The sequence below is a fragment of the Nodosilinea sp. E11 genome, from assembly GCF_032813545.1.
In the GTDB taxonomy this organism is placed as follows: Bacteria; Cyanobacteriota; Cyanobacteriia; order Phormidesmidales; family Phormidesmidaceae; genus Nodosilinea.
This window is the reverse complement of the sequence record NZ_CP136520.1, coordinates 1,371,110-1,391,867: the sequence shown is the minus strand read 5'-3', so window position 1 is coordinate 1,391,867 and position 20,758 is coordinate 1,371,110. Positions and strand designations below refer to the sequence as shown.

The 20,758-nt window shown below is 56.2% G+C and carries 20 protein-coding genes; 9 read left to right on the top strand and 11 right to left on the bottom strand.

From position 1 onward, the window contains the following. Window position 1 precedes the first annotated feature (1 nt). The 9 genes from RRF56_RS08505 to RRF56_RS08465 form a co-directional block, all read right to left on the bottom strand. The gene (locus RRF56_RS08505) at window positions 2–472 is read right to left on the bottom strand and encodes a hypothetical protein (RefSeq protein ID WP_317037209.1); all 471 of its coding nucleotides are present in this window, start codon (window positions 470–472) and stop codon (window positions 2–4) included. A gap of 161 nt (window positions 473–633) precedes the next feature. After that, a complete protein-coding gene (locus RRF56_RS08500; protein WP_317037208.1) occupies window positions 634–1,545 on the bottom strand; it encodes a class I SAM-dependent methyltransferase in 912 nt (303 codons plus the stop codon). 17 nt (window positions 1,546–1,562) lie between these two features. Continuing rightward, a complete protein-coding gene (locus tag RRF56_RS08495; protein ID WP_317037207.1) occupies window positions 1,563–2,474 on the bottom strand; it encodes a hypothetical protein in 912 nt (303 codons plus the stop codon). Between the two features lie 90 nt (window positions 2,475–2,564). After that, on the bottom strand, window positions 2,565–3,803 hold the full coding sequence (locus RRF56_RS08490; protein ID WP_317037206.1) for a hypothetical protein: 1,239 nt from the start codon (window positions 3,801–3,803) through the stop codon (window positions 2,565–2,567). A gap of 2 nt (window positions 3,804–3,805) precedes the next feature. Beyond that, on the bottom strand, window positions 3,806–4,825 hold the full coding sequence (locus RRF56_RS08485) for a glycosyltransferase (RefSeq protein ID WP_317037205.1): 1,020 nt from the start codon (window positions 4,823–4,825) through the stop codon (window positions 3,806–3,808). Between the two features lie 27 nt (window positions 4,826–4,852). Further along, entirely contained in the window at window positions 4,853–5,584 is a 732-nt protein-coding gene (locus tag RRF56_RS08480) for a class I SAM-dependent methyltransferase (protein ID WP_317037204.1), read from the bottom strand. A 52-nt stretch (window positions 5,585–5,636) separates the two neighbouring features. Next, a complete protein-coding gene (locus tag RRF56_RS08475; protein ID WP_317037203.1) occupies window positions 5,637–6,929 on the bottom strand; it encodes an ABC transporter ATP-binding protein in 1,293 nt (430 codons plus the stop codon). Between the two features lie 317 nt (window positions 6,930–7,246). Beyond that, window positions 7,247–8,110 (bottom strand): ABC transporter permease, encoded by an 864-nt coding sequence (locus RRF56_RS08470; RefSeq protein WP_317037202.1) that lies wholly within the window; start codon window positions 8,108–8,110, stop codon window positions 7,247–7,249. 119 nt (window positions 8,111–8,229) lie between these two features. Then, window positions 8,230–8,823: a PAP/fibrillin family protein gene (locus tag RRF56_RS08465; RefSeq protein ID WP_317037201.1), complete on the bottom strand. Its 594-nt coding sequence runs from the start codon at window positions 8,821–8,823 to the stop codon at window positions 8,230–8,232. A 125-nt stretch (window positions 8,824–8,948) separates the two neighbouring features. Here RRF56_RS08465 and RRF56_RS08460 point away from each other — a divergent pair, with 125 nt between their 5' ends. From RRF56_RS08460 to RRF56_RS08440, 5 genes are all read left to right on the top strand, one after another. Next, the gene (locus tag RRF56_RS08460) at window positions 8,949–9,197 is read left to right on the top strand and encodes a DUF3134 family protein (RefSeq protein ID WP_317037200.1); all 249 of its coding nucleotides are present in this window, start codon (window positions 8,949–8,951) and stop codon (window positions 9,195–9,197) included. A 315-nt stretch (window positions 9,198–9,512) separates the two neighbouring features. After that, window positions 9,513–10,607 (top strand): phospho-N-acetylmuramoyl-pentapeptide-transferase, encoded by a 1,095-nt coding sequence (gene mraY, locus RRF56_RS08455; RefSeq protein ID WP_317037199.1) that lies wholly within the window; start codon window positions 9,513–9,515, stop codon window positions 10,605–10,607. A 175-nt stretch (window positions 10,608–10,782) separates the two neighbouring features. Then, window positions 10,783–11,559, top strand: coding sequence for an isochorismatase family cysteine hydrolase (locus tag RRF56_RS08450; RefSeq protein ID WP_317037198.1), 777 nt, complete (start codon window positions 10,783–10,785; stop codon window positions 11,557–11,559). A 420-nt stretch (window positions 11,560–11,979) separates the two neighbouring features. Beyond that, the gene (locus tag RRF56_RS08445; RefSeq protein WP_317037197.1) at window positions 11,980–12,660 is read left to right on the top strand and encodes a hypothetical protein; all 681 of its coding nucleotides are present in this window, start codon (window positions 11,980–11,982) and stop codon (window positions 12,658–12,660) included. Window positions 12,661–12,821: 161 nt separating this feature from the next. After that, window positions 12,822–13,160: a P-II family nitrogen regulator gene (locus RRF56_RS08440; RefSeq protein ID WP_073609484.1), complete on the top strand. Its 339-nt coding sequence runs from the start codon at window positions 12,822–12,824 to the stop codon at window positions 13,158–13,160. A gap of 67 nt (window positions 13,161–13,227) precedes the next feature. Here RRF56_RS08440 and RRF56_RS08435 read toward each other — a convergent pair whose 3' ends face one another. Then, complete coding sequence (locus RRF56_RS08435) at window positions 13,228–15,006, bottom strand: hypothetical protein (protein WP_317037196.1); 1,779 nt, start codon at window positions 15,004–15,006, stop codon at window positions 13,228–13,230. A gap of 235 nt (window positions 15,007–15,241) precedes the next feature. Here RRF56_RS08435 and RRF56_RS08430 point away from each other — a divergent pair, with 235 nt between their 5' ends. The 4 genes from RRF56_RS08430 to RRF56_RS08415 all read left to right on the top strand — a co-directional run bounded on the left by RRF56_RS08430 (window position 15,242) and on the right by RRF56_RS08415 (window position 18,934). Further along, complete coding sequence (locus RRF56_RS08430) at window positions 15,242–15,802, top strand: methylated-DNA--[protein]-cysteine S-methyltransferase (RefSeq protein WP_317037195.1); 561 nt, start codon at window positions 15,242–15,244, stop codon at window positions 15,800–15,802. Between the two features lie 149 nt (window positions 15,803–15,951). Further along, on the top strand, window positions 15,952–17,562 hold the full coding sequence (locus RRF56_RS08425; RefSeq protein ID WP_317037194.1) for an alpha/beta hydrolase: 1,611 nt from the start codon (window positions 15,952–15,954) through the stop codon (window positions 17,560–17,562). Window positions 17,563–17,590: 28 nt separating this feature from the next. Further along, on the top strand, window positions 17,591–18,583 hold the full coding sequence (locus RRF56_RS08420; RefSeq protein ID WP_317037193.1) for an aldo/keto reductase: 993 nt from the start codon (window positions 17,591–17,593) through the stop codon (window positions 18,581–18,583). Window positions 18,584–18,769: 186 nt separating this feature from the next. Beyond that, window positions 18,770–18,934 (top strand): DUF1328 domain-containing protein, encoded by a 165-nt coding sequence (locus RRF56_RS08415; protein WP_317037192.1) that lies wholly within the window; start codon window positions 18,770–18,772, stop codon window positions 18,932–18,934. A gap of 250 nt (window positions 18,935–19,184) precedes the next feature. Here the strand turns inward: RRF56_RS08415 and RRF56_RS08410 are convergent, their stop codons facing one another. Then, a complete protein-coding gene (locus RRF56_RS08410) occupies window positions 19,185–20,732 on the bottom strand; it encodes a glycosyltransferase (protein WP_317037191.1) in 1,548 nt (515 codons plus the stop codon). Window positions 20,733–20,758 lie beyond the last annotated feature (26 nt).

The following is a 20,758-nucleotide window of genomic DNA, read 5'->3' as shown; positions in this document are numbered from 1 at the left end:
CCTAGCCTGTAATGGTGGCCTGGCTAGACGATATCCCAGAGAAGCGGGTTTTGTCTTGGTCGCCCATGTAGGGGCCTTGCTTGACCTCGACCATCTCCAGGTCTTCGAGCACTTCAAAGCCGTGGCCGCCCGTCACCAGCAAAATCACGTCGCCGCCTTCTAGCACGCGGCTCTCCAGGTACTCCTGCTCTTGACTGTAGAAATCGACCCGCAGCTTGCCTTTTTTGATAAATAGCACTTCCTGGGTGTGGAATACGTCGCGGTGCACGGGGTTGTGGACGTGGGCGGGAATGGTTTTGCCTGCGTCGTATTTCATGTAGGCGAGCTGCTGCGATAGCTCGTTGGGGGTAAAGAAGTGAATGCCCGGCTCAGCAAAGCGGTGGGAGAGAATCAGCGCCAGCATTTCGCTGTTGTGGACGATTTGCTGTATGGGGGAGAACTGAGTGGCAGTGACGGTGGGGGAGGATGGCATGGGGCAGAGCCTTTGGGTAAAGGAAAGAAGGCAGCGCCTGCGAAAGGACAGGGCAACCTACTAGTTCTAGTCTGCCCAGGATGGCGGCGATCGCGTAGCCTGTTTAACTAAATCAACAGATTGGGTCATTCCGTTCAGGTGTTGCTCCATCTGCAGAGGATCTAACGCAGCAAGTGAACACAGGCAACAGCCCGCGCTGCTGCTGCCCCGTCGCTGGGTTTAGGTTTTCCCGGTGTCTGGGTAAACCACTCATCGGACTGAACATATTCACAATTGGCACAGTCGGCTTCTGTAGCTACTTGCCATCCATTTATGAAGTACTTAAAGTAGGTTTTCTCTACTACCTGGGCAGGGCCAAAGGCTGCGATCGCCTTGTTTAGAAGTGCTGCATCAAACTGCTGAAAGCTGCCAAAATTCTGGTACGTGCCGAACGGCACACTGATAAACAGTGCTCCCCCGGGCTTGAGCACGCGCCGGAGTTCATGAAGAGCAGCTATAAAGTCGGTGGATTTGGCTTCGATGTCGTCAGAGGAGCGTGTATAAATGCTGTTGTCTAAGCCCACGTGCTCTAGGGTAGACAGGCAAACAATCGCATCGTAGAACTCATCCCGCAGGGGTAGATGGCGGAGATCGTCATAGAAATAGCCAATGCCTCGCTCCCAGTAAGCCATTGCTTCGGGGGACAGGGTGACAATGTGGAGGCGGCGACTGTCGAAATAGGGGTGGCTGACGATGTAGTCGTGGTTGAGCACCGACCCGGCGTCCAGGAGGGTGCTAGCGGTCTCGGGCAGGTGGGCAAATAGCCACGGATATTCTACACAACGCTCGTCCAGGCCGAGACCGTAGTTTTTGGGCAGAGGGCGGCGATCGCGAAATACCGTCAGCAGGTCGCGATCGCGGATGGCAGCTGCCACTGCTTGAGTCTTGTGAATAAGGTATCCCTCAGACCAGGGAATACGGCCCCCCTGGTGGTACTTCTTGAGCTGTTGGTCAGCGGATTTGCCAGCCACCTGTAGGGCTAGGGGATAGAGCCCAGGGGGAAGCAGATTGCGGGCGAGAGATTTCAGCGTCATAACGGGGTTGATTCAGCTTAGAAAGGAGCAGAGTAAAACAGCTTTTTGACCTGGCTCAGCACCCGAGTTACTGGGCTAGGGCAGCACTGCCCTAGCCCCAGGTACTGTTTGACAGCGGCGCGGGCAGCAGCGCAGGGTACCGGGGCGATCGCCTCTACCCGAATGGGCGTTGGGCTCACGACCACATCATAGGTGCCGGTGCGCTGGGAGTGGGTGCCCGAGTCGTCGTGGCCGATGTTGTGCACCAGCGATCGCCCAGGATACAGTGTCAGTCGATCGGCCAGAAACGCGGAGGCGTGCCAGCGAATGGCCCAGGAGTTGTTGCGTCCGGCAATTTGGTCGCGCAACATCTGGGAAAAGGGGTAAGCTCCCTCCAGGTCAAAGGCCAATAGTAGCTGCTGGCGCTCTAGCTCTGTCAGCAGCGCTTGGCCGTCGGGGTTAAACAGCGCCCAACCACGCCGCCAGGTGGCCCAACCCCAGCAGTCAGCCCCCCGTAGGAAAAAAGTTTCGGGTAGTGGCGTATCAATGGGATAAATGTAGCCATGGATGCTGATGACGCGATCGCACTCGGCATAGACCTCCAGCGCCTGGTTCATGTAGCGCAGAAAAAAAGGCGACGTTACCAGGTCGTCTTCGACGACGATCACCTGCTCGTGCTGCCTGAGCTGCTCGGTGACACCCATGATAATCGACCGAGCCAGACCGCAATTGGCTTCGCGCTCCACCACCTGCACCTGGGCAAACCCATTCCCTCCGTGGGCAATCGCCCGTACGGCCTCGATGTTCGAGTGATCCTGCTCATGGCGAGGGCCGTCACAGTAGATCGTGACAGTCGTAGTCTCGGCTCCCTCGTTTTGTGCCAGGGTGGTCAGGGTTTGGTGGAGGTGGTGAGGGCGGTTGAAGGCGAAAACAGCGACGGGGGCGGGCATGGAGTGGATCAGCGAAGGGATAAGAGGTGAGAAAGCTAGTGTGGACAGTGCCCATCGCGGCTTAAGGCTGCCCGTCAACGGCGGTGCAGGTTATGGTGTGGCTAGACTAGCCAGGTACTGCACTAGCGGTTGAACATTTTTTTCAAACTGGTACTCGGCTAAAAAGAGCTGTTGGGCACGGTGACGGTAGGTGGGGTGGGCGTTGAGAATGGTTTGTACTGCCGAGCCAATCTCCTCTAGATCAGTAATGAGAACTCCTGCCTGGGCTGTTTCAATGGGTTCATACCCGGGGTAGCGAAAGCCAATGACGGGCAGGCCGCACTGCAAATAGAGGGCTAGCTTTTCGGACGATCGCCCGGTGAGCTGATCGTTAATGGGGGTGTTGCTGTAAAACACTAGGCCCACATCCGCAGAGGCGCTGAGGGCCTGTATCTGGTCAAAGGGCAAATTTTCTAGCGAAAACACCACCCGGTTTTTGCGATCGAGCTGTTTCAGCTCCTCCACAAAAGCTTCGCACTGCCAGAGATCTTGGGTGAGCCCGTCGTGGAGCACTAGTCGATACTTTTCAGGAAACTGCTGGGCTAGCTGTACTAGCGCTTTGCCGTACCGCTGAATTTGGCCAAACTGTAGAATAAGCACGCTATCGGCGGGCAGCTGAAATTTATCGCGCAGGTAGGTGCTGGATTTGGAATAGGGCGATCCCGGTAGCGAGATCGGTAAGGGAATGACGGGGCGATCGCCCAGCTCATTGTCCTTGAGCAAAACCTCAGCTCGGGCCTGATCCTGAATGATCAGGGCAGCTAGGTTCTGGCAGTAAAACTGCTCGGCTTTTTTGAGCCGTCGCCAGTAGCGGCGACTGGTGATAAAAAAGTGATCGCGGGTGTAAAGCTCTAGGCTGTAGTACAGATAAGGGATGTGCCACTGCTCAGCCCACTGGGCAGCCCACACCAGGCCCAGTTTTTCGATGCCGATCAGACATAGGTATTGCTTGGCTGTGGCCACAGTCTGAACTCTGCGGTTGATTGCGGCCGGAATAAAGGAGCGGGTATTTTGGGTCAGGTTGAGGTACTTGCGGTGAAGCGATCGCGTTTTGTCGGCAAACCATGCTGCCTGATGTTGTAGCCCGTTTAAGTCGCCCGGTTTTGCCTCTGAGTAACTGAAGCGATGGATGTGCACCCCACTACCACAAAAGTCTTTAGGGTCGTCTGTAAAAAACGATTCTAGACAGAAAAAATCGACATCATACCCAGCATGGGCTAACCCATCGAGCAGGTACAAAGTGTGCTTTTGGACGGGCCATTCTCCTTGGAATGCGGCGATCGCGGCCATAGTCAGCTCTCCATCTGGGAAGTACTGCCAATCACCGAATAGCTATTTTGACTGACCCATTGTCGCAATGACTGATCGACAATTAGCCGCAAGGTATATAGCAGACTAACACTATAGAACACCAACTCAATTTCGCGATCGACTCTGGCTTGGCGAGGGCACAGGGAGTAAACTACCCAAGCGATTGTGGCCTTTATAAGTCCTTTGGTGTTGCTGAAGGTATCCTTCAATAATTCCGAACGGGAAAGGTTGTGTTGGCGAGCCTTGGTATAAGAGCCGCTAACTGCGCTTTTCATCGCTCGGTGACGAATAAATTTGAAGCTTTGACGCGATAGGGGAATGCGGTGGTATAGCCAGCCCTCGGCACTGTACATAATAACGTGGCCCGCCTGTTTGACCTTCCTTGCAAAGCCCGTTTCTCCATCCCCTCGACGCCATTCAATCCAACCGCCGCCCACGCCATCGGGGGGAAATCCCCCAAGCTTAACTACCAGGTCTCGACGAAAGGCCATGTTGCAACCGTAGGGCAGTTCGCTCTCAGTCATAGCCCTAGTTTCTGAACCCAAATCCAGTAGGCTAAAAAAAGATGGCTCTAGGGCTTTTACCCAATTGGGGGGAGGAGACTCCCACCGGGGCAGAGTTCTACCACCTACGCCTCCTACTGCGGGATCTAAGAAGGGTTGGCAGATGTTCTCAAGCCATCCCTGCGGCGCAATAACGTCATCGTCAATGTAGACAATGATGTCTCCAGAACTTAACTGAGCACCTGTGTTTCTGCCGTTGTGAAGCCCAATCGCCTCTACAGAAAGATAGCGAAGCGGCACTGTGATACTTTGGGCAAATGATTCTACTCGTGTTTTGAGGTCGAGGCTGCATTCGTTGTCCAGCACCAACACTTCAAAATCAAAGCCTGGCCTCTGCGATACTACACTGTCTAAAGTGTCCATCAATAACTGATGACGACGATAGGTGGGGATTGCAATGCTTAAGGCAATTGTTTTTTGATTGTTTTCAGCAAACATTAGAACACATTTCTCAGTGAAAGAGAGTTATTTTTGGCAGGTGAAAAAATCCAGCATGGCCCACCCAGGAGCAGCTCGGGCGATTGGTTCGAATAGATCGTGGAGGAACCGCAGTTGCTTAGCATGACGGCAAATCAGTCGCCTATAAATGTAGGGAACTGATAGAGTGACTCCGACGCAATTCAAAAGCTTGAAATTCGCAGCTTCTAAGAGTTCTCGATTTTCTTTGAAGGGCCGCTCACCTAGATGGTCAAGTTCATTGTCGGTGCGATCCAGACGGCCAAAAATGGAGAAAATAACGCGAGAATTAAAATGAGCAAGATTGGGAATGGAAGTAAAAAACAATCCTTCTGGCTTAAGTACTCGATAAATCTCAGTAAGTGCTTTAGGCTGATCTTTAAAGGCAATGTGCTCAAATACATCTAGCAACATTATCGTATCAAAATGTGAGTCGGGAAAAGGTAAGTCAAGAATATTTCCCTGCCGCACAAACTCGCTCTCATAGTTCAAATCTATTCCTTGAATATCTCTACCCTGGCGGACATATTCTTCAACGAAAACTCCCTCTCCACAGCCAATATCTAAGATTTTATAGTCTGGGTTAAGAGATTCAATGAACTTCCTGGTTAACTTGATTTTCTGAAGATAAGTGGGCGCATAAGACCACCCTAAATCAAGATATCTATGATAGTCTCCTGCCTCAGAATAAACCCACCCTCTGTGAGCCTTTTTAATTGAATTCATTGGTTCGCTAGACATTTATAAGTTCACAGTTAGTTTTTAGATGCAAAAAATCTTTGTGAGATTCTCATTAGTTGGCTTCAATCTCTATTTCTCCAGGCAGAAAAACTATTCCATGAGAACGGTCAGGAATCTTGCCAGATCCAAATACGTCAGCCGGGAAAACTTCAAATTCTATTGCTCTTTCAATAAAGTCAACCCATTCAGTTTGGTTCTCGACAAGTGAAATGCTGACTGAGTAGCGCCCAGGCATTAGAGGTAGCTTATTAATTCTGAGACTTGCGACTCCCTTTTTTACAATCTTCAAGTTGCCATGCAAACTTGGACACATGTAATTATTGAGAGAAAAAACTCGTCTGCCAGATTGATCTTCGAATCCAAATCCAAAGCCAGGAGACGAAACACTTGATTCGCAGTCGAATGAGAAAAGGACTGATATTCCTTCTCCCATTTTGAATTCATTCTTTACTCTTTGCATTTCATCTAATAACCAAATTTTTTTTAAAGCTTTTTCTCTTGAGCGAAGTCTGCCTGGATGCTCTAGTAAATCAATTTTATCGGAGGATCTTTTTCTGCCCATTCCAAGATAAGCAGAAATAACTTTATCCGTATTAGCTTGAATTTTGATTAAGCCCTGTTCTATCAACAGGGCTCTGCTACAAAGGGACTGTACCGCTGGCAGATCATGGCTAACGAAAACAACAGTCCTGCCTTCAGAATTGGCAATGTTGTGGAGCTTACCCAAGCATTTCTTCTGAAATGCAGCATCACCTACTGCTAAAACTTCATCCACCACTAAAATCTCTGGCTCCAAGTGGGCGGCGACGGCAAAAGCAAGCCGCACATACATACCGCTGCTGTAGCGCTTGACCGGCGTATCTAAAAACCGCTCAACTTCGGCAAAGTCAACAATTTCATCGAACTTGCGGTTAATCTCAACCCGGCTCATGCCCAAAATTGCGCCGTTGAGAAAAATATTTTCGCGCCCGGTCAGCTCTGGGTGAAACCCCGTTCCCACCTCCAGCAGGCTCGCCACCCGACCCCGCAGGCGCACCCGCCCCTCCGTGGGTTCTGTAATGCGGCTAAGAATCTTCAGCAGCGTCGACTTACCCGCCCCATTGCGGCCAATAATGCCCACCACCTCGCCCTGCTTCACCTCAAACGAGACATCCTTCAGCGCCCAAAACTCTTCTTCGTGGCGGGCAGGCTGCGATTTAAGCGGGTGACGCAGGCGGCGGCCTACAGACTTAACCCCATCGGCCACTACATCGCGCAGCGCGACGTAGCGAGAGTTGCCCTGCTGTTGTTGGCCAAGAACATACTTTTTGCCGAGATTTTCGACCTGAATAACCGTGTCAGACATGGGGGCTGTAGAACTGGGGCGGTTCACTGACTGGCGCATCGGCCATTGTGCTCATTGTGCCCTCTGGCTTTATGAAAATTGCATGATCACACACTTAGTTACCCAGGCCCACAGCCCAGATTGATCTCAACCCAGGAGATGGGGCATTGCACTCAGCCACCATCCTTTAGCCAAAACGGGGTGAAGCGCGCCCTAGCCTACAGTTTCTGGCTACCTAGCCGTCTGTGGTCTCTTCTGGTGCGGCTGGTTGATGGAGCACTGGCCAGAAAAATTTGAGAGTAAAGCTGGTCAGCTTTCATGCGATCTTGCCTCGCTAGCTAGATCACATCGGCAAAGGTGCGCTCCATACGGCGAAAGTAGAGGATGCCGGTGATGAGCAGCAGTATTACCAGCAGCAGCGACAGCAAAAAGCCTGGCCAATACAGCGCCACATCACCGCCGATAATCGCCCAGCGAAATCCGTCGATCACCCCCACCATGGGGTTCAGCGAGTACAGCAGCCGCCAGCGCTCAGGAATGATGCTGCTGCTAAACCCCACGGGCGACACGTAGAGGCCAAACTGCACTAAAAACGGCACCACGTAGCGAAAATCTCGGTACTGCACATTAAGCGCCGCCAGCCACAGCCCTGCTCCCATCGCCGCCGCAAAGGCTACAGCAATAAACAGCGGCAGCGTTGCCACCCGCCACGAGGGCACCTGCTGATACCAGGCCATTAGCCCCAGCAAAATAATGCCCGAGATCAAAAAATCGACAAAGCTGACGATCACCGCGCTGGTGGGCACCACCAACCGGGGAAAGTACACCTTAGAGATTAAGTTGGCGTTGGTGATCAGGCTGTTGCTGCACTCAGAGAGGGCGTTGGCAAAAAACTGCCAGGGCAACATGGCCGCAAACACCAGAATGGGGTAGGGGGCATTGCCCTCTGTTGGCAGGTTGGCTAACTGGCCAAACACCACCGTAAACACCACCATGGTCAAAAACGGACGAATCAGTGCCCAAGCTACCCCGATCGCGGTCTGTTTGTAGCGCACCAAAATATCGCGCCAGGCGAGAAAGTAAAACAGTTCTCGGTAGCGCCACAGATCTCGGAAATACTGGGCTTCGGTGCGTCCGGCTTCGATAATGAGCTCGGGCGGGGCGGCGGGGGTAGGGCGGCGGGGGCGGGGGCGACGGGGCATGGGCACAGTCTTAAACAATAAAGGGTTTGCCAGTATCGTCCCAAGATGCCCCGGTTTAGGGCTAAGGGTATCAACCCTAGAGGCGATTGGTGGTAACTCATGTAACCCAACGGCGATGCTCAAACCCTTTGCAGCACAAACAGACTGCCTTGGTTGCCCCGGCCAATGCGTAGGTCGTCGTCTAGGTAGGTGACTTCGAGCCAGCCAGCGGAGCGATCGCGGTTAATTCTAAAATCGAGGCCCTGGAGCAGCGAAAACTTAGGGGTGCTTTGCAGCGCCTGAATAAACTGGGCGGGCGATCGGTAGCCCAGGGCCTGGCGCAGACCGACCACGCCGCGCTCAAAGCCCACGTTGACCCGCTGGGCCGAGACCGGCTCTAGGGTGGCGGCCACGGCCACTAGGCCCGAGAGCAGGGGTGGGCCGTTGACTTCGGCAATATTGTAGATGCGGTTTTCGGCCAGGCGAATGCACTGGTAGATCGGGCCTAGGGCAGCAAGGGGAATGCGATCGATATTTAGCAGCTCTTGGCTGGTGGTGTAGAGCAGTAGCCAGTCACCATTGAGGCGATCGCTGGCCTCTAGCGGTCGAGGGGTGGGGTTGCGGCCCTCTAGGGTGGCGGCAGCCGCTTGAATGGCGGTGCGATCGCTGGGGGTGGCCGCAATACCTCGGTTGACCGAGGCCACGGCATCGAGTAGCTCTGCTTTACCCAACATGGCCAGTCTCCACGGCAGTACCACGGGCATGATACGGCAAAACTTCGCGGCTCAGCCGCCAAGCCGCTCTGTTACCATGGAATGTCTGTATAACAGCGTCTGTATGCCGCTAAAGGGCCACTGCTATGTCTGAAAAAATTTATAACCCCTCTCTGCGCCAGGTGCCCCGCGACGCCAAGGCACCTATTCTGCCGTCTTCTGGGCGATCGTCCATTCTGAGCTGGCTCGAGGAAATTGGCCGCCTGCGCAGCCGCGATGTGATCGAAACTATTCCTGACGAGGCCGAAAACGAAGAAATTTCAGACCTGATGGGCAATGATGACGGCTTTGAGGAAGATGACGATACCGATCTTGCCCTCGATGATGATGACTAACCGGGAAAGACTTGACCCAAAAGGTCAAATCTGGTCAGACAGTCCTGACTAATACCAAATCCGACTCACAAAACCCCAATTCCCAAAAGGCCAACCCGTAGGGGTGCATGGCATGCGCCCTGCTGAACCGGGGGTAGCTAACCAGGAGTTGGGATAAGAGCCAATTTGTCGTTAAGTGTTGTTAACCTTCGCCACCTAGTGTGAGACTGTCGTCTAAACTTCCTGACTATTTCCTGACGCCAAACCGTAGTCAATCGGAAGATCATCCAGTAGACTCCTGTTGGTGTGTGGTGTGACGATATTGAGGAATTGTTAGTGGATGCGAAGTTCTCAACACCCAATCGGCTGTCGCTGAATGGTCAGGGGCTGTTTTGGTTGCTTAGCCTAGGTCTCAGTGCCGCTGCCCTAGGGCTAGATGGGGTTTTAGACCACAGTCTGGGCTTAGGCACCTCGATGACAGTGCCATTTTTGGTAGCGGCTTTGGGCAGCAGTTTGGCGGGTTTTTGGGGGGTGCCTCTGCTGCGGGCGCTCAAAACCGGTCAATTTATTCGCGCAGAAGGTCCCCAGGGACACCTGAAAAAAGCGGGCACTCCTACCATGGGTGGCGCTTTTTTTGTGCCTGTGGCGGTAATCACCGCGCTGGTGGCCACGGGGTTTGCCCGCGATGCCTTGGCGGTATCGGCTCTTACCCTGGCCTACGGGGCCATTGGCTGGATTGACGACTGGCAGGTGATTCAACGCCGCTCGAATAAAGGAATTTCGCCCCGCACCAAGCTGGGCTTGCAGGTTGCTGTGGCGATGCTGTTTTGTCTCTGGGTGCTGACCAGTCAGCCGGAGAGCATTACGACCGTGGCGCTGCCCCTGGGCCTGGGCCTGCCCCTTGGGTTTTTGTTTTGGCCCCTGGCTGGGTTTGTGCTGGTGGCTGAGAGCAATGCCACCAATCTTACCGATGGTCTCGATGGGCTGATGGGCGGCACCGGCGCGATCGCCTTTATGGGGCTAGCGGCGATCGTGGCCCCCAGCCACCCCGATCTCATGGTTTTCTGTGCCGCGATGGCCGGAGCCTGCCTGGGCTTTTTGCTGCACAACCACAACCCCGCCCGCGTCTTTATGGGCGACACGGGCTCCCTAGCTCTCGGGGCTGCCCTCGGAGCGGTCGGTATCCTCAGCGGCAACCTATTTGCCTTGCTGGTGCTCACTCTTTTATTCTTTGCCGAAACCCTATCGGTAATTATTCAGGTTGGCTATTTTAAGGCAACCAAGGGGCCAGACGGCGTTGGCAAGCGTTTCTTTAAGATGGCCCCTCTGCACCATCACTTTGAGCTGTCGGGCTGGTCTGAAATTCAGGTGGTTGGGGTTGCCTACGCCTTGACGGCCGCCTTAGCCACCCTAGCTCTCAAAATGGGTTGATGTATTGCGGGCTGGCCGTTCTTGTTTGCGGCCCCAGCCTACAATTGGAGCCTTGACTCGGGTTCTAACTCCCTGGCCAAAGCCTGCATTCCTGCATTATTTATGGGATGACTGAACGGCTCGTCGCCTGCTATTCCCTTGGTTTCCTGTCCCCTGACCTCTGAGGAGGGCTGTTTTGGCAGATTCAAACCTGCGTCCTCTGGGTGTTGAACCCAACGTTTGGTGGGTTGACGATCAGGTAGCTGACGTTAGCCGCCAAGCCCTACAGCCCCGTCTCGCCACCCTGACTACCCAGACCAAGCAGCTGCGGGTTGACCTCAGCAAAACCGCCTGCCTGGTGATCGATATGCAGAACGACTTCTGCCACCCCGACGGCTGGCTCGCCAGCATTGGGGTCGATGTCGCCCCCGCCCGCCGGGCCATTGAGCCGTTGCAGGGGCTGCTGCCCAGCCTGCGATCGGCCCAGGTGCCCGTAGTGTGGGTGAACTGGGGCAATCGCCCCGATCTGCTCAACATTAGTGCCGGGTTACGCCACGTCTATAACCCCAACGGGGCCGGCGTGGGTTTGGGCGATGCCCTACCCGCCAACGGAGCCCCAGTGCTCACGAAAGGCAGCTGGGCCGCAGCGGTGGTGGATGAGCTAGAGCAGGGGCCTCAAGACATTTGGGTCGATAAGTACCGCATGAGTGGCTTTTGGGATACTCCCCTCGACAGCATGCTGCGCAATCTGGGCAAAACCACTCTGCTCTTTGCCGGGGTCAATATCGATCAGTGCGTTATGGCGACCCTGCAAGACGCCAACTTTTTAGGCTACGACTGCATTTTGGTGAGCGATTGTAGCGCCACCACCTCTCCCGACTACTGCACCTTGGCCACGGTTTACAACGTCAACCAGTGCTTTGGCTTTGTGACCGATAGCGCCGCCATCCAGGCGGCTCTGGGACAAGTCTAGGCGTAGCGCGCCAGCGGCCTAAAGCTTTTGAGAATGCTGCGCCTGGCTACCTATAGCTACGTCAGCCTCGCCGAAACAACGTCTTGCCACTACCATAGCGGTATAGGCAAGATGTACTAGCTGCCCGCCCGTCCTCTGCTGCCAAGCTGGAACGGTGTTCAAGGTATTGCTGTGGCCAGCCTGGTTAAGACATCTCCCTCAAGAACGTTTGAACGTTCAAACCTTCTTAGGGCTTCTGGATGTCCTAACCCAGGTGATCATGGCTATATTGCTGTGCACTTCTGGCATGGTTGAGCTTGAAAAACTTTTCTTGACTAAATCTGGTGCAATTGCTCTAATTTGAACTACCCTTGGGCAGACCAATTTAGCCGACTCCTTTTCAGACTTGTTTTTGTCTTTATTGCCCCTTCTACCGTCATCATGAACGTACCTTTTTCCTCCGACTCTGCTTACCCTGGGGCGGTGGCTCCAGAGGCACCCCAGGGCAACCGCCAATCGCCTTCGGTACCGATCTCGGTCTATCGAGAGCTGGCTACCGAGTTGCGGGCCACCCAGGCCATGGTAGATTCGCTGACCCAGCAAAACCAGCAGATTACCCAGCAAAACCAGGTACTGCGCCAAGAAATGATTCGCTTTGCCGACTCGGCGGCCCGGCTGAAACAGGCCATTGAGGGCAGCCAGCCTCAGCCCGTGGAGATGGCCAGCGGCATGCGGCCGCTGGAGTCCAACTTTGGCGCTGAGGCCTCAGCCATTGCTCCCCTGTATCCGACACAGGTGCATGAAGAGACCGCGTCTTTACCCGATCGTCTATCGGAATCGATGGGCGAAGGGGTCTCTTCTTTGGCTAACCAAATCACTCAAATGGTGAAGCCTAAGGCCAAGACCAAAAAGGCATCGAAGCCACCTCAGCGGCCCCAGGCAGCTCCGCCCCAGCGGCTCTACACCGAAGAGCGGCTAGAGAGTAACCGTCCGGGCCAGCTGAGCCAGCGCCCTGCTGACCTCAGTGGGCTATGGTTAGCGGCGACGATTCTGCTGATTGTGATCAGTGCCTTTGGGGCCGGATTTTTGATCATGAAACCCCTATTGAGTAACTCTCGCTAGGGCACCGATGCCTTGACCATGGGGTTTGACCAGATGCGCTGAGCGAGGTGCCCAGGGTTTGCCGGGGCTTTTGTAGCTAGCGATACAGTATTCTAAGGGTCAGGCCCGATAAACATAGACCGAAGCTAAGAGATAATTGCTGAAGCACCCTAGTCTGATCTATGAAAAAAATAGAAGCTATCATTCGCCCCTTTAAGCTCGACGAAGTTAAGATTGCCCTGGTCAATGCTGGCATTGTGGGGATGACTGTGTCGGAAGTACGCGGTTTTGGTCGTCAGAAGGGGCAAACCGAGCGCTACCGAGGCTCAGAATATACGGTCGAATTTTTGCAAAAGCTCAAAATTGAGATCGTGGTTGAGGAAGCCCAGGTGGACACCGTGGTCGATAAAATTATCTCTGCTGCCCGCACCGGAGAAATTGGCGACGGCAAAATCTTTGTCAGCCCCGTAGATGAAATTATCCGCATTCGCACCGGCGAAAAAAACACGGAAGCTGTGTAGAGCTCACCGTTGATGCCTCAACCCAAGACGTAGCCTCTGGCTGCGTCTTTTTTGTTTTTGTAGCGGTTTAAGACGTGCACTCGTAGTGGCTGTAGGGGTGACTGCCCTGGCTGGCCTGGGTCACCTGAGTACAGCCGTAGTCGCTTAGGTCGGCGGCGGTGTGGAGAAACCACAGGTCGAAGGGGTGCGGCAAGGTCGAGAGAATGTCTGCCAATTTTTCTTCGGGGGGTGTGGCTGGGTTGCTGGGCAAGGTCCAGATGAAAAACTGGGGTGGCTCTGACCACTGGCTGGCAGGATCTTGAGGATGAAAATGGCGGTGGATCTCCCAGCCAATGCTCAGGAGTTCAAGGCCCAGTACTGTGGGTTTAGCGTCAATGGGGTTAGGAAAGCCCACGAGAGCGGGATGGGTAGACTCGCTTTGGACGGTGCGGACAAATTGGGCGGGATTGTAATACTTGGCGAAGGCTAAATTGTTAACGACAAATAGGGTGCTGACTAAGCCCGCCAGCCAAAAAATCTGCACGCTGCGCCGCCCGGTGATTTTGTGCTGAGTGAAGGGGATGCGGCCTGAGGTCTTTTGTGCCTTTGTTTCTGGCCAGTAGACGGCGAGCAAACCGCCTAACAGCACCATCACACCGGGGTGAAAGACGACGTTGTAGCGGTGACCTCGGGTAATATCCATCGCTAGGCCGTAGCTGACGGCGAAAAATAGGGCGATCGCAGCCAGTACAAACCCGCCCATCACGACTAGGCCAAACCGGCCAGCCTCGGAGCGATTAACCAGGGAGCGAGCTGCCCCTAGCCGCGCCCCTAGCCACAGCAGCACGGGCAGCAGCACCAGCACCGACAGCACGACGGCCCCCAGGCCGATCGCTCCCTGGGTATGGGTAATCGGGGTGATCACCATAAAGATCAGCCCGGCCAGCATTTGGGCGATCGGGTCTAACCACAGCCGAGGCTGGCTGAGGTCGATGGCCAAATTTGAGGACTGGCTGCTGCCATAGAAGTTAAGCAGCACTGGTAGCCACACCAGGCAGGTTGCCAAGGTGCCGAGCATGACCCAGTACAGCCGTCGCCAGGGCCGTTGCCAGAGGAGTTGGGGCCGCCTGCGACCCTGGTGCCAGGCGAGGCCCAGCAGCACCAATGCCTGAGCCAGCAGCGCCAGCGCTGTGAAGTAGTGGGTGGCAAAGGCCAGGGCATTGACCCCCACCCACAGCAGTCCAAAAGCCGGTGATATGGGGGCAGGCGGTGGGGCTGGGGCGGCGGGACGATGCAGGCTTCTAGCGCCGACGGCAAAACAGGCTAGCCCTAGGGAGATCATTAAGGTGGTCATGCCGTAGTGGCGAGCTTCTTGCGCCATGGCGACCCCAAAGGGCGATACAGCCATCAGGGCGGCGCTGATCTGCCCCGCCAGTACCGAGCGAAACCCCCACCACCCCGCTAGATAGACCGCCGGTACGCTCAAGGCCCCTAGCAGGGCCGGTAAGGCCCGTGCCGCCCAGGGGGAGGCTACGCCCTGGAAGGTCGGGAACAGCGCCATCCAACCGTGGGCTAGGGCGAAGTAGGCAGGCGGGTGATTGTCTTCTTGAAGCAGGTAGTGAATGGTTGAGCCCACGCTTGCCTCAGGGCGCGGCTGTAGCGGCGTTAGCAGTTGATCGAGGGAAATCACCTGGTCTAGGGGCATTGAGTAGCTGCTGTTGCCCAGGCTAAAGATAACTGTGGCCACCTCATCCATCCAGAAGGGCTTGCTGACTAAAAACGCTAGACGCAAGCCGAGAGCCAGCAAAAACCACCCTGCTAGCCACACCGCTGGGGCGGGTAGCTGCCAAGTTTTGAATAACTGCATAGCGGTGAGGGAGACAATCTAAACTCGCATCATAACCTTCAAGCCTAGGCCTGCTGTTGCCCCCACAGGGGATGATTGAGCAGAAAAAAGTTTAGGCTAATAGAGCAGAGCCCATAGCCAATGCGGGGCTGAGCTGCCTAGACGTTTGCTGCCTGAGGTTGTCTTTAGGGTTGCCGATCGGCCTTTTGCCTGCCCCTGGCCCTAAAATGCGGGGGTACCTTGCCCATCAGGCGTTATGTCTGTGACCACTGAACTCTGGATTGACACCCTACCCTCGGCGATCGGTGACATTCTGCTGGTATCGGATGGGGGGTCGCTCTGTGCCCTCGACTTTGCCGACTACGAAGCTCGTCTGCTGCGGCTGATAAACAAGCGATTTGCCGCCGTCACCCTCACTCCCTGTTCCAATCCCCAGGGCTTTACCGATCGCCTCAGCGCCTACCTAGATGGCGATCTGCACAGTTTTGATGCGGTGCCCGTCAATCCGGGGGGCACGCCCTTTCAGCAACAGGTGTGGCTGGCGCTGCGGCAGATTCCGGCTGGTACGGTGGCCTCCTACGGTGAATTGGCGACCAGGGTTGGCAAGCCTGCGGCTTACCGCGCTGTGGGGATGGCCAACTCGCTGAACCCAGTGGCGATCGCCCTGCCCTGCCACCGGGTAGTGGGTACCCAGGGCCAGCTCACGGGCTACGCGGGCGGGTTAGACCGCAAACAGTGGCTGCTGCGCCACGAAGGCGTGAATCTGGCTCTGGGGAAGAGGGCGGTTGGGCAGGAGCAACTGTCGCTGGGGTTTTAGAGAATTTGGGACGACGACGACTTTCCTAGAAAATCCCCAGGATTCTGAGGGAAAATGCGGGTACTTTTTGCTGCTGCCCTATGCCACTGTGCGATCGCCCGTTCAAGTTTTTGATGGCCCTTGCTCTGGGCCTGAGCACCACTGTAGCTATGGCCAGGCCGCTCAGGGCCGCCGATACCTTAGTGCTAGAGTTTGGCCCCTTCAGCCGCTCTATTTCGGTCGAGTCGCTGGTCACCTTTGCCGAAACCGGCGTGGTCGATCGGTCGCTCGCGCCCTTTTTGCGACGGCTCAGCCCGGCTCAGCAGCAGGGGCTGCGATCGGCGCTGACTGCCAGCCGATCGGTCGATGTGGTGCCAATTTCTCAATGGTTTAACAGCCCCATGGGCGATCGCAGCCTGGAGTTTCTCGGCCAGGTGGTTCAAACCGAGGCCGGGCTGAATGGACGGCAGGCGCTGCGGGCGGCGATCGTGGCCGCCGCCGCTGATGGTGAACTGGCTCCAATCGACATCGTGCAGCACTTTCCCACCAGCAGTCTGCGGCTAGATCTGTCCCAGGCCGGGGCGATCGCCCGCCAGGTTCAAGCCGAGGCCACCGTCACCCGCACCATTGCCGCCGCCATCCAGCAGCAGTCAGAATTAGAGGCTGCCCAGTCGCCGCTGCTCGATCTAGAGGCCCTGCCCGACCTTACCCAGCCCGGCCCCTACGGCAGTCGTCAGGTTTCTCTCACCCTGAACGATGCCAGTCGCGATCGCACCTACGCCGTCGACCTATTTTTACCTCAAACTTCAGCGGCGGTAGCCGGGCCGCTGCCCGTGGTGGTGATCTCCCACGGGCTGGGCGACAGCCGCACCACCTTTTTTGACCTGGCGGCCCACGCGGCCTCCCACGGCTTGGCGGTGGCCTTGCCCGAGCACGTGGGCAGCAACAGCACCCAAAAACAGGCCCTGCTCACTGGCCTAGACCATGAAACCTTTAGAGCACGGGAGTTTCTCGACCGCCCCCTGGATGTGAGCTTTTTGCTGGACGAGCTGGAGCGCCTTAACGGCAGCACCTTTGAGAATCGGTTGAAGGTTGACCGAGTAGCCGTCGTTGGCCACTCCTTTGGCGGCTATACTGCCCTGGCCCTGGGCGGGGCCAGCATCGACTTTGAGCGCCTGGCCCGCCGCTGCCACCCTGCCGCCAACCTACTGCTCGATGCCGCTATGGTGCTGGAGTGCCGTGCCCTAGAGTTGCAGACCGATTCAGCGGTGATGGCGCGCTTTGCCCAGGGCACCCACGATGAGCGGGTCAAGCTGGTGATGGCCTTTGCCACGGTGTCTAACCTGTTTGGCCCTCGGGGGTTGGGGCAGATCGCGGTGCCCACCATGGTGTTTGGCGGCGAAGTCGACCTGCTGGCCCCGGTGGTGCCCCAGCAGGTGGCCGCCTTTAGCTGGCTGCAAAGCCGCGATCGCTATCTATACCTGGGCGAAAATACCTCCCACGGGCCTGACTTTACCAAATTGGCCACGCGCTTTTTGTACCTAGACGACGCCTTCGATCAGGGCCTTGACGAAGCTCTGGCCGCCACGCGGGGGGTAAACAAGTCTCTAGTGGTGGCCTTTAGCCAGGTGTATTTGGCCGAGCGGGAAGACTATAGGCCGTTTTTAACCGCGGCCTACGTCGAGGCGGTCAGCGCCGATCCGTTTCGTCTCCACCGGGTGCACGATCTACCGGCAGCCGTGGTAGAACAACTAGAGTCTGGGCTACCCGGCCTGGAATAATGGAATTGCCCTTACGCTTCGCTACCCTATGACTGCTGCCCCCCCTGCTCTACCCCCCCTTGTTTTGCCCGAGATGGGGTGCGGCACCTGGGCCTGGGGCAACCGGCTGCTGTGGGGCTACGACCCGAGTATGGATGACGAGCTGCAGCGGGTGTTTGATCACTGTCTCAGCCACGGCGTCACCCTGTTTGACAGTGGCGACTCCTACGGCACCGGGCGACTCAAGGGTCGCAGTGAAGCATTGTTGGGGCAGTTCGCTAAGACCTACACCGGACCCCACCGCGATACTCTGTGCCTGGCCACAAAGCTAGCCGCCTACCCCTGGCGATTGACCGCTGGCTCGGTGGTCAGCGCCGGGCGGGCTTCGGCCCAGCGCCTGGGTCGCCCCATCGACCTGGCCCAAATGCATTGGTCTACCGCCAACTACGCCCCCTGGCAGGAAGGCCCCTTTCTCGACGGCCTGATGGATCTGGCTGCCCAGGGCCAGGTGCGGGCCATTGGCCTGTCAAACTTTGGTCCCAAGCGGCTGAAGCTAGCCCACCAGCGGTTGCAGTCGCGGGGGCTGACCATTGCTACCCTGCAAGTGCAGTATTCGCTGCTGTCAACCTACCCGGTGACCGAGCTGGGCCTGAAGGATCTCTGCGACGAACTGGGCATTCGGCTGATTGCCTACAGCCCCCTGGCCCTGGGTTTGTTAACGGGAAAATACTCGGCTCAGGGGCCGTTTCCCTCAGGATTGCGTGGGTTGCTGTTTCGCCAGCTGCTGCCGAAGATTCAGCCGCTGCTGGATACGGTGACGGCGATCGCCACCCACCGCCAAAAAACGGCGGCCCAGGTTGCCCTCAACTGGTGCCTGTGCAAGGGCACCATCCCGATTCCAGGGGCAAAATCGTTGGCTCAGGCCAAGCAAAACACTGGTGCTCTGGGCTGGCGGCTCGACGCCGGAGAAATCGAAGATCTGGATCGAGCTGCAATGGGCAGCGATCGCCAGATGGTGCAGAATATCTTTCAATCGCATTAGACCGTGGGGCAATGTATTTCCCTTTACAACTACCCAAAGACAGGGATAGGGGTTCCTTTTCTTGCCCAAAGTGATGCCTGAACCCAACCAAGGGGCAGATGTGGCAGTAGGTTCAAATCTGGATAATGGGGGCGTTAGCTTTACGGCTTACCCCCCAATCTTTCCATTCCATTTAGGAGAACCGCCATGCTGCGTTATGCAATTATTTTTCTGGTTGTAGCCTTAATCGCCGCCTTCTTTGGCTTTAGCGGTGTGGCTGGTGCCGCCGCAGGTATTGCTCAAATTTTGTTCTATATCTTCCTAGCCATCTTTGTTATTTCTTTAATCATGAATTTCCTCAAGCGCGCCTAGGTATCTACCGACGTGAATGGTGTAAAAGCCGGATAGCTTTGAGAGGAAAAATCCCTTTCTTCACTGTAGAAGGAAGGGATTTTTTTAGTAAGAAATTGCTTACCTTAAACTAAATTCTATCTGTATATCCCCGATTTGTAGGGGCATTGCAGTGCAATGCCCCTACGAGGCACCGGTTTTGAACCGGGGTTTTGTAGGTCGGATTCGGTATTAGCTATGGCCTTGGAGAGTTTACCTCCCTACTCGATGCCTACTTGACGCCGCGCAGGGCTGGCATCCACTTGCGGGGTTTGCGTTTGGTGCGGGCAGTGACATGCCACACCCGACTGCCGCTGAGATGGTTGACCAAGGCCACCATGCCAATGAGTGCCTTCAGCCAAAAGTAAACCGGCGACAGCAGACAATACAACAGTCCGTGACGGCGGGTGTAGGTCGATGCCTCTGGGCGCAGCACCATCGCCACCGCCACCTGGAGCACGACGCTGAGGGTCAACAGGCCCATCAGCACCAGGTTGAGGGTTTCAAAGTTGAGGTCGCGATCGCGATCGCTAATGTAAATGCTTAGCAGCATGGGCACCACCTGCCACACCAGCGGGTAAAAGCCTTGGCTAAACAGCAGCATCAGCGCCCAGTAGGGTTTTTGAGCGGCGTCTAGGTGGGGCGATCGCAGCACCCGCCCTAGGTAAAGGCCCGCCACCTCCAGCCAGCCCTGGCTCCAGCGCTGCCGCTGCAACCATAGCCCACGCAGATTATCGGGGGCTAGCTCCGTGGTGACAATGGCCGGGTCGTGCACCAGGCGACAACCCCCCAATAGCCCCCGCACCGTCGTGTCAATGTCTTCGGTTAGGCGGGTGTGGTGAAACCCGAGCTGACGCAGGGCCGTCGTGCGCCAGTAGCCATTGGAGCCGCCAAATAAAGCGGTGTCGGCCAGCAGCGATCGCCCGTAGTGGCTCACCCCATAGATGCATTCAAACTCTACCGCGATCAGCTGTGTGAGCCAGCTATCTTGGGCATTGCGAATAATATTGCGGCCTTGGACGACATCGTAGCGGCCCTGGTAGAGCCAGGCCCAGGCCCGCCCCAAACAGTCGGGGGCAGGGTGGTGATCGGCATCAAAAATGCCGGTCATCTCACCGCGAACCATCTGCAACGCCGCATTCAGGTTCTCGGCCTTAGAGTGGCTGTGGTCCACGGGCAGCAGCACCAGGGCCGGGTGACGGTACGCCAGCGCCCGCAGTCGACGCTCCACCGGCAGCGGCGTGGGGGTGTTGTAGGCCAAAATGATTTCCCAACCCTGGGCCGGGGGAGTCACCTGGGTCAGCCAGTGAATCAGGGTGTCTTCGATGATGTCTTGCTCGTTGGGCAAGTAGGCCGCCACCACAATCGAGACCAGGGGCAGCACCGTCGACGGGCTGGCTGTCGACGGTGGCTCTACCCATGAAGGGCTAGGGCCAGAAATTGCGGCCCCGGCCCTAGTTCTAGCGCGATCGGTTCTAGGGGAGAACCCAAGGCACCAGGACCGCAGGGCCTGCCCCCACCGCTGTACCATGCCTCGATGGTGCCAGGGGTAAGGGCGACGGCAGCTGTAAACCACTACGGTGGTTTCAATATTGATCACCACCAGACCAATGGCCGAAACCACCAGCAAGGCCCCCTGCAATAGTCCTAGGTGATGCCCTCGGTTTAGCGCAACAATGTATACCCCCATTGGTATCCACAGTAGCCAGGTGCTTAACCAAAACAGCCGCCTGGCCCCAGCCAGAACCGGCTCAGCCAACAGCGCCAAGCTCAACTTCATAGGCGTTGACCAACTCCTTATGGGGT

Excerpts from the sequence above, each read along its gene's own strand:
- RRF56_RS08485 (WP_317037205.1), bottom strand. The coding sequence starts at position 4,825 with ATGTTTGCTGAAAACAATCAAAAAACAATTGCCTTAAGCATTGCAATC.
- RRF56_RS08410 (WP_317037191.1), bottom strand. The coding sequence starts at position 20,732 with ATGAAGTTGAGCTTGGCGCTGTTGGCTGAGCCGGTTCTGGCTGGGGCC.
- RRF56_RS08440 (WP_073609484.1), top strand. The coding sequence starts at position 12,822 with ATGAAAAAAATAGAAGCTATCATTCGCCCCTTTAAGCTCGACGAAGTT.
- RRF56_RS08445 (WP_317037197.1), top strand. The coding sequence starts at position 11,980 with ATGAACGTACCTTTTTCCTCCGACTCTGCTTACCCTGGGGCGGTGGCT.
- RRF56_RS08490 (WP_317037206.1), bottom strand. The coding sequence starts at position 3,803 with ATGGCCGCGATCGCCGCATTCCAAGGAGAATGGCCCGTCCAAAAGCAC.
- RRF56_RS08465 (WP_317037201.1), bottom strand. The coding sequence starts at position 8,823 with ATGTTGGGTAAAGCAGAGCTACTCGATGCCGTGGCCTCGGTCAACCGA.
- RRF56_RS08470 (WP_317037202.1), bottom strand. The coding sequence starts at position 8,110 with ATGCCCCGTCGCCCCCGCCCCCGCCGCCCTACCCCCGCCGCCCCGCCC.
- RRF56_RS08480 (WP_317037204.1), bottom strand. The coding sequence starts at position 5,584 with ATGTCTAGCGAACCAATGAATTCAATTAAAAAGGCTCACAGAGGGTGG.
- RRF56_RS08475 (WP_317037203.1), bottom strand. The coding sequence starts at position 6,929 with ATGTCTGACACGGTTATTCAGGTCGAAAATCTCGGCAAAAAGTATGTT.
- RRF56_RS08460 (WP_317037200.1), top strand. The coding sequence starts at position 8,949 with ATGTCTGAAAAAATTTATAACCCCTCTCTGCGCCAGGTGCCCCGCGAC.
- RRF56_RS08505 (WP_317037209.1), bottom strand. The coding sequence starts at position 472 with ATGCCATCCTCCCCCACCGTCACTGCCACTCAGTTCTCCCCCATACAG.
- RRF56_RS08420 (WP_317037193.1), top strand. The coding sequence starts at position 17,591 with ATGACTGCTGCCCCCCCTGCTCTACCCCCCCTTGTTTTGCCCGAGATG.
- RRF56_RS08415 (WP_317037192.1), top strand. The coding sequence starts at position 18,770 with ATGCTGCGTTATGCAATTATTTTTCTGGTTGTAGCCTTAATCGCCGCC.
- RRF56_RS08500 (WP_317037208.1), bottom strand. The coding sequence starts at position 1,545 with ATGACGCTGAAATCTCTCGCCCGCAATCTGCTTCCCCCTGGGCTCTAT.
- RRF56_RS08495 (WP_317037207.1), bottom strand. The coding sequence starts at position 2,474 with ATGCCCGCCCCCGTCGCTGTTTTCGCCTTCAACCGCCCTCACCACCTC.
- RRF56_RS08430 (WP_317037195.1), top strand. The coding sequence starts at position 15,242 with ATGTCTGTGACCACTGAACTCTGGATTGACACCCTACCCTCGGCGATC.
- RRF56_RS08425 (WP_317037194.1), top strand. The coding sequence starts at position 15,952 with ATGGCCAGGCCGCTCAGGGCCGCCGATACCTTAGTGCTAGAGTTTGGC.
- RRF56_RS08435 (WP_317037196.1), bottom strand. The coding sequence starts at position 15,006 with ATGCAGTTATTCAAAACTTGGCAGCTACCCGCCCCAGCGGTGTGGCTA.